This window comes from Pseudomonas sp., assembly GCF_050739775.1.
Taxonomy (GTDB): Bacteria; Pseudomonadota; Gammaproteobacteria; order Pseudomonadales; family Pseudomonadaceae; genus Aquipseudomonas.
Window position 1 is genome coordinate 120,845 of record NZ_JBOICA010000005.1, and the last position, 14,298, is coordinate 135,142.

At 60.4% G+C, this 14,298-nt stretch carries 12 protein-coding genes; 6 read left to right on the forward strand and 6 right to left on the reverse strand.

Going from position 1 to position 14,298, the window contains the following annotated elements:
• Positions 1-3: 3 nt before the first annotated feature.
• Positions 4-546, reverse strand: coding sequence for a helix-turn-helix domain-containing protein (locus tag ACRESH_RS04655; protein WP_431740852.1), 543 nt, complete (start codon positions 544-546; stop codon positions 4-6).
• A 159-nt stretch (positions 547-705) separates the two neighbouring features.
• On the opposite strand from ACRESH_RS04655, the gene ACRESH_RS04660 reads away from it, so the two are divergent.
• Positions 706-1,488: an aldolase gene (locus tag ACRESH_RS04660; RefSeq protein ID WP_431740853.1), complete on the forward strand. Its 783-nt coding sequence runs from the start codon at positions 706-708 to the stop codon at positions 1,486-1,488.
• A 37-nt stretch (positions 1,489-1,525) separates the two neighbouring features.
• Positions 1,526-2,428: a dihydrodipicolinate synthase family protein gene (locus tag ACRESH_RS04665; RefSeq protein WP_431740854.1), complete on the forward strand. Its 903-nt coding sequence runs from the start codon at positions 1,526-1,528 to the stop codon at positions 2,426-2,428.
• On the opposite strand, the gene ACRESH_RS04670 is transcribed toward ACRESH_RS04665, so the two are convergent.
• Positions 2,405-3,418: an AraC family transcriptional regulator ligand-binding domain-containing protein gene (locus ACRESH_RS04670; protein WP_431740855.1), complete on the reverse strand. Its 1,014-nt coding sequence runs from the start codon at positions 3,416-3,418 to the stop codon at positions 2,405-2,407. The genes ACRESH_RS04665 and ACRESH_RS04670 overlap by 24 nt on opposite strands.
• A gap of 168 nt (positions 3,419-3,586) precedes the next feature.
• Here ACRESH_RS04670 and ACRESH_RS04675 point away from each other — a divergent pair, with 168 nt between their 5' ends.
• From ACRESH_RS04675 to ACRESH_RS04685, 3 genes are read left to right on the forward strand one after another with little or no spacing between them, the layout of a single operon-like run.
• Positions 3,587-4,771: an acetyl-CoA C-acyltransferase family protein gene (locus ACRESH_RS04675; RefSeq protein ID WP_431740856.1), complete on the forward strand. Its 1,185-nt coding sequence runs from the start codon at positions 3,587-3,589 to the stop codon at positions 4,769-4,771.
• Positions 4,772-4,788: 17 nt separating this feature from the next.
• A complete protein-coding gene (locus ACRESH_RS04680; RefSeq protein WP_431740857.1) occupies positions 4,789-5,637 on the forward strand; it encodes a 3-hydroxybutyryl-CoA dehydrogenase in 849 nt (282 codons plus the stop codon).
• An 11-nt stretch (positions 5,638-5,648) separates the two neighbouring features.
• Complete coding sequence (locus tag ACRESH_RS04685; protein WP_431740858.1) at positions 5,649-6,242, forward strand: TetR/AcrR family transcriptional regulator; 594 nt, start codon at positions 5,649-5,651, stop codon at positions 6,240-6,242.
• Between the two features lie 84 nt (positions 6,243-6,326).
• On the opposite strand, the gene ACRESH_RS04690 is transcribed toward ACRESH_RS04685, so the two are convergent.
• Positions 6,327-7,148: a CheR family methyltransferase gene (locus ACRESH_RS04690; protein WP_431740859.1), complete on the reverse strand. Its 822-nt coding sequence runs from the start codon at positions 7,146-7,148 to the stop codon at positions 6,327-6,329.
• Entirely contained in the window at positions 7,145-10,618 is a 3,474-nt protein-coding gene (locus ACRESH_RS04695) for a response regulator (protein ID WP_431740860.1), read from the reverse strand. Before ACRESH_RS04695 ends, ACRESH_RS04690 begins: the two co-directional genes overlap by 4 nt.
• Before the next feature lie 245 nt (positions 10,619-10,863).
• Between ACRESH_RS04695 and ACRESH_RS04700 the strand changes: the two genes are divergently transcribed.
• Positions 10,864-12,183, forward strand: coding sequence for a glycosyltransferase (locus ACRESH_RS04700; protein WP_431740861.1), 1,320 nt, complete (start codon positions 10,864-10,866; stop codon positions 12,181-12,183).
• Here the strand turns inward: ACRESH_RS04700 and cobF are convergent.
• Positions 12,149-12,898, reverse strand: coding sequence for a precorrin-6A synthase (deacetylating) (gene cobF / locus ACRESH_RS04705; RefSeq protein WP_431740862.1), 750 nt, complete (start codon positions 12,896-12,898; stop codon positions 12,149-12,151). The two genes, ACRESH_RS04700 and cobF, sit on opposite strands and share 35 nt — an antisense overlap.
• A gap of 68 nt (positions 12,899-12,966) precedes the next feature.
• A complete protein-coding gene (locus ACRESH_RS04710) occupies positions 12,967-14,256 on the reverse strand; it encodes an OprD family porin (RefSeq protein ID WP_431740863.1) in 1,290 nt (429 codons plus the stop codon).
• Between the last annotated feature and the right edge of the window lie 42 nt (positions 14,257-14,298).

Sequence of the window (14,298 nt, forward strand, 5' to 3'; positions counted from 1 at the left end):
ATATCAGCCCTCAGCGTCGTGCACCACCACCAGCAATTGCGCCTGCACCTCGCCCAGTGAGCGCAGGCGATGCGGCGTCTGGGCGTTGAAGTACAGGGCATCACCGCGTTCGAGGATGACCCGCTCAGTCATGAAGTCCACTTCCACCTGGCCCTCGTGGACAAACAGAAACTCCTCGCCCAGATGCTCCTTGAAGGTCGAATCGCTGAAGTCGCGGGGCGGACTGATGATGAACGGCAGCAAGCTCCGGCTGCCGATATGGTTGGCCAACACCGCATAGCCCGGCCCCTGATCGCTCCCGGAAAGGGCTTGGCGCTCACCGCTACGTACCAGACTGAAACGCGCTTGGCCAGGGGAGTCCTCGGCAAAGAGCTCTTCGACATTGACACTCAACGCCCGCGCCAACTTCAGGGCCGCGGCAATCGACGGTGTGTTGAGGCCACGCTCGACCTTGGAGAGATAACTCTTGGTCATGCCGGATTTTTCGGCCAACACTTCCAAGGTGACTCCCAGTTTTTTTCTCAACAATTTCAATCGGATAGACATTTGATGCAATTTTCCCAGTGCCACGGGCAAGCTTTTTCTTGCTAATGACACATTGTGTCATTTATCATTTTTTGTGTCATATGCTTGACCGCCCCTTCACCTTCCAAGTAGCCGGGGCGGGCCAGCCTGACATTTCTCTACACCATCGAGGATCTCCCCATGGCCAAGACTCTGGCACTGCCCAAGGACCAACTGATCAAGCAGACCCTTACCCAGATGCAAGGCTCGCTTGCCGATAATACGTGGACTGCACGGGAAAAGCTGGCCCTGACCTGTCGAATTCTTTTCGACAACGGTCACGACTCGGGCCTGGCCGGGCAAATCAGTACACGCGGACCACAGCCTGGCACCTTTTACACGCAACAATTGGGACTGGGTTTCGATGAAATCACCGCCAGTAACCTGCTTTTGGTCAACGAAGACCTGGAAGTGCTTGAAGGCCAGGGCATGCCCAACCCGGCCAATCGCTTTCACAGCTGGGTCTACCGGGCACGCCCGGATGTGAACTGCATCATTCACACCCACCCCACCCATGTCGCCGCCCTGTCGATGCTTGAGGTGCCCTTGCAGGTCTCGCATATGGACCTGTGTCCGCTGTATGAGGACTGTGCCTTTCTCGAGGCCTGGCCCGGTGTGCCGGTAGGCAACGAAGAAGGCGAAATCATCAGCGCCGCGCTGGGCGACAAACGCGCCATCCTGCTCTCTCACCACGGCCAGCTGTCTACCGGCGCCAGCATCGAGGAAGCCTGTGTCATCGCCCAATTGATCGAGCGTGCGGCCAAGCTGCAACTGCTGGCCATGGCCGCCGGTGTTGTCAAACCGATCGAGCCGGCGCTGGGCCGTGAAGCCCATGACTGGATCTCACGCCCCAAACGCCACAGCGCAGCCTTCAACTACTATGCGCGACAGTGCCTGCGGGTGCATGCCGACTGCCTGAGCTGATTGCTCGCCCCTTTGCCTTACTTGCGGAGTACATTTCATGACCACCCAATTCCACGGCATCATCGGCTACACCATCACCCCCTTCAGCAGCGACGGCCAGCACCTTGACCTCCCCGCCCTGGGCCAGTCCATCGACCGCCTGATCGCGGGCGGCGTGCATGCCATCGCCCCGTTGGGCAGCACCGGTGAAGGTGCCTACCTGAGCGATCGGGAATGGGACCAGGCCACCGAATTCAGCCTGGCGCACATCGCCGGCAGAGTGCCGACCATCGTCAGTGTCTCGGATCTGACCACCGCTGGCGCCATCCGCCGCGCTCGCTTTGCCCAGGCTCATGGCGCCGATGCGGTCATGGTCTTGCCAACGGCTTACTGGAAACTCAGCGAAGCGGAGATCTTCGAGCACTATCGGGCCATCGGCGCCAGCATCGACGTACCGATCATGCTCTACAACAACCCGGCCACCAGCGGCACTGACATGTCGGTGGAGTTGATCCTGCGCATTGTGCGCGAAGTCGAGAACGTGACCATGGTCAAGGAGAGCACGGGCGACATTCAACGCATGCACAAACTGCAGCTGCTCGGTGAAGGCAAGGTACCCTTCTACAACGGTTGCAACCCCCTGGCCCTGGAAGCGTTTATCGCCGGGGCCAGCGGTTGGTGCACGGCGGCAGCGAACCTGATTCCGCAGCTCAACCAGCAGTTGTACAAAGCCGTCGTGTCCAACGACCTGAAGACCGCCAAAGCGGTGTTCTATCGTCAGTTACCCCTGCTGGACTTTATCCTCAAGGCAGGCCTGCCTGCTACGGTCAAAGCTGGCCTGGCCATCAATGGGCTGCCTGTGGGCGAACCTCGTCGCCCCGTGTTCGCTCTGAATCAGGCCGGACAAGATCACTTGCGCAAATTGCTGGAGGACCTGCTACCGCCGGGTAGCCATGCGTAACCGATAGCTGCCCGGGCTTTCACCTGTCCACTTCTTGAACGCCCGGTGGAACGCACTGGGCTCCTGGAACCCAGTGCGTTCGGCGACCTCGGCAATACTCATGTCGGTTTCGCGCAGGCACTCGAAGGCCGTGGCCCGGCGCACTTCGTCCTTGATCTGCTGGAACGAGCGGCCTTCGCGTTCCAGTTGCCGGCGAAAGCTGCTGGGGCTCAGGCCCTGGCGCTTGGCCATGGCCAGCAGGGTTGGCCACTGGCCCTGCTCACGCTCACGCAAGTAGCGGTACACCTGGGCCACCTGGCCATTCTGATTGCGATAACGAATCACCAGCCATTGTGGTGCACTGCGCAGGAACGTCTTGAGCCCGGCCAGGTCCTGGATCACCGGCAAGCGCAGGTAATCGGCGGCAAACTCGATTTCAGTCACCCCAGCGCCCAACTGCAGGTTGGGCCCCCAGAGCAACGGATCGTCGTCCTGCGCCGGACGCAGATCAGTCAGTGCAGTGCGATCAATCACCAGGCGTTGACCGCCCAGCCAGCACAACAGGCTGATCACCAGCGCCAGAAAGGTTTCTTCGGCATAGACCCGGGTCAGCGGATCTTCGATGCGCGACTGCACGCTGATCAACGCCCGTGCGCCCTTGACCGACAGGCTGGCACGCACATCACGCAAGAACAGTGCGAAATTGCCCAGGCACTGGCGCAGTGCCTTTTCCAAGGTCGGCTCCTGGATCAGGCCACGACAGATCAAGGCAAAACTGCCCATGGGCATGCCATGGCTGTCGAGATTGAAGAACTCGTCGTCCAGTGCCTGGATCAAAATCAACCAAAGCCGGGCAAAGGCCGTGGCCGGTACCCGCGCACCTACTGTGTCGAGCACAACCGGATCGATACCGGACTCGCGCAACAAAGCCTGCGCCCGCTGCGGCTGATCGCGCAGGGCGTGCAACATGCTATGGACGAAGTAAACCGCGACTGTATCGTTTTCCCGCATGGCGGATTCCGCAAGGTATGGCAAAAAATACCAGTTTCCGTGAACAGTTATGGCATAGGCCCGGCTAGAGGCTTTGCCTAGACTCGATGGCAACCTGAACCTGGCTTGGCGTGCATTCTGTCAGAGCCTGCCACCGCCCCGCCATGCTTTCGCATACTGGAGTCGATCATGAACACCCCGCAAATCTACGTAATCAGCGCCGTCCGTTCGGCCATCGGCAGTTTTGGCGGCGCCCTCAAGGACCTGCCCTTGGCTGACCTGGCCAGCAGCGTGACCCGTGCGGCCATCGAGCGCGCCGGTGTGGCACCTGAGCAGATTGGCCATATGGTCATGGGCAACGTCATTCCCACCGAAGCTCGCGACGCCTATCTAGCACGCGTGGCCGCGATGAATGCCGGCATTCCAAAGGAAACACCCGCCTTCAACGTCAACCGCCTCTGCGGCTCGGGCCTGCAGGCCATTGTTTCGGCAGCCCAGAGCCTGCTGCTGGGTGACGCCGAGGCTGTCGTTGCCGCCGGTGCCGAATCCATGAGCCGCGGCCCTTACCTGCTGCCGCAGGCCCGCTGGGGCGCGCGCATGGGTGACCTGCAGGGCGTCGATTACATGCTCGGTATCCTCCATGACCCCTTTGCCGGCTTCCACATGGGCATCACCGCCGAGAACGTTGCCGAGCGCAATGGCATCACCCGTCAGATGCAGGATGAACTGGCCCTGGTCAGCCAGCAGCGCGCCGCCCGGGCGATTGCCGAAGGTCGTTTCAACAGCCAGATCGTGCCTATCGATATTCCCGGGCGCAAAGGCACCGTGCGTTTTGAAGTTGACGAGCATGTGCGCGGCGCAGTGACCGCCGAGCAACTGGCCGGCATGAAAACGGCGTTCAAGAAAGACGGCACGGTCACTGCCGGTAACGCCAGCGGCCTGAACGATGGTGCCGGCGCCTTGGTGCTGGCCACCGGAGACTTCGTCAAACGCCATGGCCTCAAGCCATTGGCCCGCCTGGTCGCCTATGCCCATGCTGGCGTCGAACCTGAACTGATGGGCCTGGGCCCGGTCCCGGCCACGCGCAAGGTACTGGAAAAAGCCGGCCTTGAAGTCGCCGACCTGGACGTTATCGAATCCAACGAAGCCTTTGCCGCCCAAGCCTGCGCCGTAGCCGCTGAACTGGGCTTTGACCCCGAGAAGGTCAACCCCAACGGTTCGGGCATTTCCCTCGGCCACCCGGTGGGTGCTACCGGCGCGATCATCGCTACCAAGGCCATCCACGAACTGCAGCGCATTGAAGGCCGCTACGCGTTGGCCACCATGTGCATCGGTGGCGGCCAAGGTATCGCTGTTGTCTTCGAACGCGTCTGAATCCAGGAGTTTTCACGGTGAGTATTCAAAACATTGCGGTAATCGGCGCGGGTACCATGGGCAACGGTATTGCCCAGGTCTGTGCGGTGGCCGGTTACCAGGTCACCCTGATCGATGTGTCCGACGCCGCGCTGGAGCGCGGCCTGGCCACCTTGCGCAAGAACCTGGAACGCCAGGTCAGCAAACAGACCCTCACTACCGAAGACGCCGAGGCGGCGGTAGCACGAATCCGCACCAGTACCGACTATGCCCAGCTGCAGCAGGCGCAACTGGTGATTGAGGCCGCGACTGAGAACCTCGAACTCAAACTGCGCATCCTCCAGCAGATCGCCGCCAGCGTCAGCATTGAATGCGTGATTGCCACCAACACCTCGTCGCTGTCGATCACCCAACTGGGCGCGGCGGTCAGCCATCCTGAGCGTTTTATCGGCGTACACTTCTTCAATCCGGTGCCGATGATGGCCCTGGTCGAGATCATTCGTGGCCTGCAGACCAGCGACGCTACCTACACCACGGCCTTGGCACTGACCGAGCAGGTCGGCAAGACGCCGATCAGCGCCGGCAACCGTCCGGGCTTTGTGGTCAATCGCATCCTGGTGCCGATGATCAACGAGGCGATCTTCGTGCTGCAGGAAGGCTTGGCCAGCGCCGAAGACATCGATACCGGCATGCGCCTTGGCTGCAACCAGCCGATCGGCCCGCTGGCCCTGGCCGACCTGATCGGCCTGGACACCCTGCTGGCCATCATGACAGCCTTCCACGAAGGCTATAACGACAGCAAGTACCGCCCTGCCCCCCTGCTCAAGGAAATGGTTGCCGCCGGCTACCTGGGACGCAAAAGCGGTCGCGGTTTCTTCACCTACTGAGGAGCAAGCCAATGGACGCCGCTTTGCGCTGTGCGAACTTCGAAGAGCGGCGTGACAAAGCCCTGGCGCTATTCGCCGAAAAGGGCTTTGGTCAGGTCAGCATGCGTGAACTGGCCAGCCACCTGGGCTTGACTGCGGGGTCGTTGTACCACCACTTCCCCAGTAAGCAAGACCTGCTGTACGACCTGATCGAAGAGTTGTACGAGGAACTGCTTGCCACTCTCAACCAGGGGCGCCGCGCTCATCAGCAAACCCTGACGCAAGTGATTACCGCACACTGGACGCTGCATGCCGAGCGCCCGTTGCAGTTCCGTCTGGCCGAGCGTGACCAATGCTGCCTGAGCCCCGGTCAACAAGCCCGTATCGGTCAATTGCGCCAACAGTATGAAGCGGCTCTGCTGCGTCTGATCGTGCCCAAATCCACCTTGCGCGGCCAGGCGTTGATCGCTACCGCCCATGTGATTGCCAACCTGCTCAACAGCTTGCCCAGCTGGCTGCAGGCTTCGCAGCTGCCTCAGGCCCAGGGCCTGGCATTGATGGAAAGCATGCTGCTGGGCGGGATCGAGCGGACCTTGCGTGGCGAAAGCCTTAATTCGATGGTGTGAACGCGGGAGCGGGCTGCGCCTGATGCACTTCTCGGTCGCTGCCTTTGACCTACGCCTCCGGCGCGAGCAATTGTCCGCTGCCGTTCATGATTTTCGGTAGATCCGTTCTGGCTTGACCAGGGTCTGGAACTGATCGGCATAGGCGGAAAAGTCCAGGGTCTCCTTACTGCCCAGGACCAGGAAGCCGCGGTGGCAAAGCGACTCGTGGAACAGCCCGAAGGCGCGATCCTGCAAGGTTTTGTTGAAATAGATCAGCACGTTGCGACAGGAGATCAACTGGGTTTCGGAAAACACGCTGTCAGTGGCAAGACTGTGGTCGGCGAACGTCACGTTGTCTCGCAGACTGCTGTCGAGAATGGCATTGCCGTAGGCGCAGGTGTAGTACTCGCTGAAATCCCGTTGCCCCCCGGACTTGCGGTAGTTTTCGGCATACTCGCGCATGTTCTGCATCGAGTAGATGCCCTGCTTGGCCTTTTCCAGGGAACTGGGGTTGATGTCGGTGGCATAGATGATGGTGCGTTCCAGAAGGCCTTCTTCGCGTAGCAGGATGGCTATCGAATAGACCTCCTCTCCGGTACTGCAACCGGCAATCCAGACCTTCAGCGACGGCCAGGTGCGCAGCAGCGGCACCACCTCCTGACGTACGGCAAAAAAATGTTCCGGGTCGCGAAACATCTCACTGACCGGGATGGTCAGGAACTGCAGGAGCTGCAGGAACATGCCCGGATCGTGCAACACCCGCTCCTGCAGCGCGGAGATCGTCTTGCACTCAAACTGGCGCAAGGCATACTGAATCCGGCGCTTGATCGATGCACTGCAATAGTCGCGAAAATCATAGCTGTACTTGAGGTAGATCGCCTCGATCAACAGCCGTATTTCGATGTCGGTGTTACGTTCAATCGTCAAATTCGCTCCAGTTGCGGCAGCCAGACACGGATCAGCGAGAACAGGCGGTCAAGATCAATCGGCTTGGCCAGGTAATCATTGGCCCCGGCCTGCAGGCAACGCTGCTGGTCATCCTTCATGGCCTTGGCGGTCACCGCGATAATCGGCAACTTGCGCCAGCGCGGTTGCTGGCGGATCAACCGGGTGGCTTCATAGCCATCCATCTCCGGCATCATCACATCCATTAGCACCAGGTCGATGTCGACGTGCTGCTCCAGTCGCACGATGGCCTCACGGCCATTGCGGGCGATCTCGACAATGGCGCCCTTTTGTTCAAGCGCGCTGGTCAGAGCGAAAATGTTACGTACATCATCGTCCACCAAGAGCAATTTGCGCCCTTCGAAGACCTTGTCGCGACTACGTGCCGTCTTGAGCATGCGCTGGCGTTCATGGGACAGCGTCGACTCGACTTTATGCAGAAATAGTGTCACTTCGTCCAGCAGGCGCTCCGGCGAGCGCGCCCCCTTGATAATGATCGAGCGCGAATACTTGAGCAGGTCGGTCTCTTCATCGCGCGTCAGATTGCGCCCGGTATAGACGATCACTGGCGGGAAGACGCGGATGTCCTCGGACGACATGCGCTTGAGCAGCTCATTGCCGAGCATGTCCGGCAATTTCAGATCGATGATCATGCAGTCGTAGATGTTCTCGCGCAGCAGGTCCAGGGCTTGCTGGGCCATGCCGACAGCGGTGATCTCAATGTCGTCGTCACCGATCAGGCGCGCGATGCTCTCGCGCTGCAGGTCGTCGTCTTCCACCAGCAGGATATGCTTGAGCTTCTGGGTCAGTTTGCCTTCCAGGCGAGCGAACACGGTCTTGAGTTCCTCGCGGCTGGTGGGCTTGACCGCATAGCCAACGGCCCCCATGTGCATGGCTGTCTCCACTCGGTCTTCAACCGAGATGATATGCACCGGAATGTGCCGAGTGCTGGCCTGTTCCTTGAGCCGTTGCAGCACGGTCAGGCCGGAATGATCCGGCAGGCGCATGTCCAGCAGGATCGCGTCGGGAATGAAACCTGTGGCCAGCTCGAAGCCCTCGTCGGCGGCCTCGGCGACCAGACAGCTGTAACCCAGCTCATGGGCAAGGTCAAAGAGGATGCCGACGAAATTCGGCTCATCCTCGATCACCAGAATGCAGCGGCTACTGAACGGTGCCAGCTCGCGGTCGTCAGCAAACGCCGGTGTGCTGCGCGGTACCACAGCGGCGTTGAGCGGTGCTTGCGGCTCGGGTTCAATCACCGTCGTAAGGGGCTGATTGCCGATCACCGCCGCCTCCTGGTTGATGATCGGCTGATAACGCTCCGGCAGGATCAGGCTGAACACGCTGCCTTGACCCAAGCTGCTGCCGACATTGATCTGGCCACCGAGCAACTGAGCCAGGTCGCGGGAGATCGACAACCCCAGACCTGTGCCGCCATAACGCCGATTGCTGGTGCCATCAGCCTGATGGAAAGCTTCGAAGATGCTCTGTTGCTGGCCGGCGGCGATACCAATGCCAGTGTCGCGCACCGCGAAGACAATACCGCTGCCCGGCTGCCAGCTGACGCTCAGGCCGACCTGCCCACGCTCGGTGAACTTCACGGCGTTGGACAGCAGGTTCTTGAGAATCTGCTCCAGGCGCTGGCGGTCGGTGTACAAGGTGGCCGGCACCTGCGGTTCGATGACCACGCTGAAACCCAGCTGCTTCTCGCTGGCCAGCGGCTCGAACAGCGATTGCAGGCCTTCGGTCAGACGCGCCACCTGGGTGGTTTCCGGGCGCACTTCGAGTTTGCCGGCCTCGACCTTGGCGATGTCGAGAATATCGTTGATCAGGTGGAGCAGGTCGTTGCCTGCCGAATAGATCGACTCGGCAAACTTGACCTGCTCTTCGCTGAGATTCTCTTCGGCGTTTTCCGCCAGCAGTTTGGCCAGGATCAGCGAACTGTTGAGCGGCGTGCGCAGTTCGTGGGACATGTTGGCGAGGAACTCGGACTTGTACTTGCTGGAACGCTGCAGCGCTTCGGCGCGCATCTGCAATTCGACCTGGGCCTGATTCAGTTCGCCATTCTTGCGGTCCAGGGCATCGGTGCGCTCGGCCAGTCGCTCATTGGTCTGTTCGAGTTCGGCCTGCTGGATCTCAAGGTAGGCCTGGGACTCCTTGAGCACCCGCGACTGCTCTTCGAGTTCTTCGTTGGCGGTTTTCAGCTCTTGCTGTTGCACTTGCAGCTCTTCGTTGAGCTGCTGGGCTTCAGCCAGCACTTGCTGCAGGCGTTGGCGATAGCGGGCACTCTCAATGGAGGTGCCGAGGTTATCGGCGACCAATTCGAGGAGCTCGATATCGCGGTCGGTCAACGGACGCAGGAAGCCCAGTTCAACCACAGCGTTGATCTGTCCATCGTTGCTGGCCGGCATCACCAGCACACTGCGCGGCAAACCTTCACCCAGCCCGGAGCTGACCTTGAAGTAGTCCTCAGGCACTTGATCGAGACGCAGCAGGCGGCCCTGGCTCACCGTCTGGGCGAGAATGCCTTCCTGATCACCGATCACCTGCTCGCGGTCCTCTTGCTCACGAGAGAACCCGTAGGTTGCCACCCGACGCAGGCCACCCTGTTCGTCACGCACATAGAGCGCCGCCACCACACTGCCCAGGTAGTTGGCGAAAAAGCGCAGGATATTGTTGCCCAGCATAGGCAGCGTCAGATGGCCGAGCACCTGTTCGGCCAGTTGCGTCTGGCCGCTACGTAACCAGGCTTGCTGTTCCAGGCGCTGGGTCGAACGCTGCTGGGCCTGCAAGTTGCTGGTGTAGCTGGAAGACAACGCCAACAGATCGCGCCGCCCCAGGAACGCCAACAAGGCACTGAGCACAATGATGAACATCAGATACACAGAAATCGCCACTACGGTCAGGGTGCTGACCTTTTCGTTGCGCGCGGCCCGCAGCTGCTGCTCCAAGCCGACGAAAGCATCGAACTCCTTGCGGATCTTGTCAGTGATGCGTTTGCCACTGCCGGCTCGAATCAGTTCACGGTAGTCACCGTCCTGGCGGCGCAGGCTGATCATCTGGCTGGCATAGGTATTCCACTCTTGCTGCAGCCCCATCAGCCGGTCCAGCCGGTCTACTTGCTGCAGATTGTCGGTCACCAGTTGCTGCAAGCTCTTGAGGCCGGACAACACTTGTGGCTTGGCCGCCTCGTAAGGTTCAAGAAAGCGTTCGTCACCGGTGATCAGGAAGCCGCGCATGCCGGTTTCCATATCGATCGACAGTTTGACCGCTTCGTTGGCGTTGTTGATCACCCGGTCGGTGTGCTCCACCCGCTGGATAGCCGACAACAGGTAGTTGATCACCGCTACGAACACTACAGCGCTAAGCAGGCCAACCCCAAGAGGCAGACCGATGTTGCGGCTCAGCAACTTGCGAAAGCTTTGCTGATCTATCGAGGCTGGTTGAATCATCTCAAAAGGTCCGAGCAAGTGAGTCTGACAAAAGAGTGTGGCGGATGTGTCGAGTAATTGTTCTATTTGCGCTATGAGTCTAAACAGCTTTGCCGATTCTGACAGGGCATTTAGCCAGCATTTAAGACCCGCATGCACCAATCGTTCCCTGCCGGGTTGCGCGACAAGGTACAGAGCCTTCTGTCTGCGGTAGGAACGGGCAATTCATTGTAGAATAGGCACTTTTGCCAAGGCCCCTTCCGCTCATGCTCAAGCCCGCCCTCAACGTCCTGGTCATCGGTTACGTCTGGCCCGAACCGCGCTCCTCGGCGGCCGGCGGGCACATGATGCAGATCCTTGAAAGCTTCGTGCAGCGCGGCTGGCGCGTAACCTTCAGCAGCCCGGCAACAGTCGGTGAGCACAAGGCAAACCTTGCCGAACTGGGCATCGCCGAACAGGCCATCACCCTCAATGACAGCAGTTTCGACCACTTCGTCAGCGAGTTGGCCCCGGATGTGGTGCTATTCGACCGTTTCATGATGGAAGAGCAATTCGGCTGGCGTGTGGAAAAACACTGCCCCAACGCCTTACGCGTGCTGGAAACCTCGGACCTGCAAAGCCTGCGCGACGCCCGTCAGCAACTGCTGCGCCAACGCCTGATCGAAGGGCTGGACCCCAATGACTTCCGGGCGCTGTTCGCTACCTCCGGTCCCGAGTTGTATCAGCAGATGGCCACGGCTGACCTGACCTTGCGCGAACTGGCTGCCATCTACCGTAGCGACCTGAACCTGATGATCTCCGATGTCGAGATCGACTTGCTGGTCAACGGTTTCGGCGTGCCCGAGCACCTGCTGCACTGGTGCCCGCTGATGGTTGATGTACCCAGCGAGCCATTCAAGCCTTACGGCGAGCGCGCCCATTTCCTCAGCATCGGCAACTTTCGCCACGCCCCCAACTGGGATGCCGTGCTGTGGATGAAGAACAGCCTGTGGCCAATGATCCGCCGCCGCCTGCCCCAGGCCCAGTTGCACATCTACGGTGCCTACACGCCACCCAAAGCCAAGGCGCTGCACAAGCCTGCTGAAGGCTTCCACATCATGAACTGGGCCGAAGACGCCCTGGAGGTGATGAGCAATGCGCGAATCTGCCTGGCCCCCCTGCGTTTCGGCGCCGGGATCAAGGGCAAACTGACTGACGCCATGCTCTGCGGCACCCCCAGCGTGACCACGCCGATCGGTGCCGAAGCCATGCACGGCGCCCTGCCCTGGCCTGGCGCGGTGGCCAGCACCGCCGAAGGTCTGGCCGAAGCCGCGGCGCAGTTGTACAACGACCAGGCGCGCTGGCAACAAGCGCAACTACAGGGGTTACAGCTGCTGCAAGCCCGCTATGACCGGCGCCAACACGGCATCGCTCTGGTCGAGCGCATCGAATACGCCCTCGGCGACCTGGACCAGCACCGCGTATTCAACTTCACCGGGGCCATGCTGCGTCATCACCAGCACAAGAGCACGCAGTACATGGCGCAGTGGATCGAGGCGAAGAATCGCCTGGCTACAGCGGCCGACGCAGCAGATAAGTGTCCATGATCCAGCCCTTGCGCGCGCGGGCCTGCTCGCGCTGCTCGAGAATCTGTTGGCGCACCTGGTGCAACGGCCCGGCGATGAGGATCTCGTCGGCGGTACCAAGGTAGGCGCCCCAGTAGATCAGCAACTCGGGATCGTCCAACGCGGCGAACGCGCATTGGCCGTCGAGCATCACCACCAGGTTGTCGATCCGCGGTTGTTCGCCAAGGCGTCGCCCTGGCAGTACGGTCAGTGGTTCGCCAATACGGCTCAAGGGAATCCGATGGCGGGCGGCCAGGGCCTGTACGCTGCTGATGCCGGGGATGACTTCAAGCGCCATCCCGACGCCACGGTCCTGAACCAGATCAAGGATGCGCAAGGTGCTGTCATACAGGGTCGGCTCGCCCCAGAGCAGGAAGGCCCCGCACTCGCCATCGGCCAGCTCGGTTTCGATCAACTGGGCATAGAGCGTGGCGCGTTTCTGGTGCCAGTCATGCACAGCACCGACATAGTCGCTGGCAACACCATCACGCTGCGGATCCTCGACCTGCACCAGGCGGTAGCCCGGTTGCTGGATGTAGCGCTCAAGGATGTCCTTGCGCAGTTGCAGCAGCTCATCCTTGGCTGCGCCCTTGTCGAGGACGAAGAACACCTGGACACGGTTCAGCGCATCGACGGCCTCAAGGGTGATCTGGCGCGGATTACCCGGCCCGATTCCGATCAACAGCAGCTGTTTCATTGCAGTTCATTCCATGGCTCGGCCAGTCGCCATTGTCAACCGGCCGAGGGACAGTGGCAATGCGCGGCTTACCAGATCGAGAAGTTGTAGCTGACAATCACCCGCGTTTCGTCCATGTCCCGCGCCCACTTCTCATAGTTGCTGCGGTAGGTGGAGTTACGCAAGCGCACGCTGACATCCTTGAAGGTCCCGCTCTGCACCTGGTACTTGAGCTCGCTGTCGCGCTCCCACTCCTTGCCCTCGGCCAGGCTGCCCGGCACCTTGATGTGGTCGCCGTGGATGTAACGGGTGAAGAAGCTCAAGCCCGGCACGCCGAGGGCCTTGAAGTCGTAGTCATAGCGCAGCTGCCAGGAGCGCTCCTGGGCGGCTGCGAAGTCGTTGACCTGGGCGTAGTTGACCAGGTAGGGGTTACTGCCATCGAGGTATGGCATGGCATTTGCGCCGTACATGCGCTGCCAGCCGGCGCTGACCTTATGCCCGCCCAAGCTGTAGCCGAGCATGGCGCTAACAGCGCGATGGTCGATATCTCCGGCACGGGCATTGCCGATGTCATCACTCTTGATCAGGCGCAGGTCGGCCGACAGGCTGCCGACGCTAAGCGGCTGGCGGGCCAGCACACCGAAGAAGTGCTGGCGGTAGATATTTTCCAGCTTGGCCACTTGATACTGGGCGCTGAGTCGTTCATTGAACGTGTAATCGGCGCCGGCCATGTCGAAATGATCGGCGCTGGTGTTGCAGGCATAGCGCTTGTTCTTGCAGTGCACGCGAATGTCCTGGCGATCGGTGGAATCGCGCGCGGTGTACTTGTCCAGGCGGGCAACACTGAATTTGAGGTTGTTGATGTCCTCGGAAGTGAGCATCGCCCCCTGGAACATCGTCGGTAGCAAGCGGCCGTCGTTGTATTTGAGCAGCGGCAAGTCCGGGAGCATCGAGCCGTATTTGAGTACGGTCTTCGAATAGCGCATTTTCCCGCTCAGACCCAGCTTGGCGTATTGGTCCACCGACTCACGCGGGTTGTGGCCGCTGGACGGCAACAAGCCACTGTTGCTGTCAGCCGGACTGGAATCGAGTTTGATCCCGAGCATACCCAAGGCATCGACACCTAAACCGACAGGGCCCTGGGTATAACCGGACTGGACATTGAGGATGAATCCCTGTGCCCACTCTTCGCGTTTCGACGCGCCCTGGTCGGAACTGACATGACCATCGCGAAAATCACGATTGAAATAGACATTGCGTGCTTCGACTTTGGCACTGCTGTCTTCAAGAAAGCCGGCAGCCTGGGTCGAGGCGGCAGTGAACATCGCGAGCAGGCCGGCAAGGCCGCGTCCGGGCGCAAGAGGGAATGGGGCAAACATGACAAGCACAATCCGAAAAGAATGACAAAAAACAACCGGCAG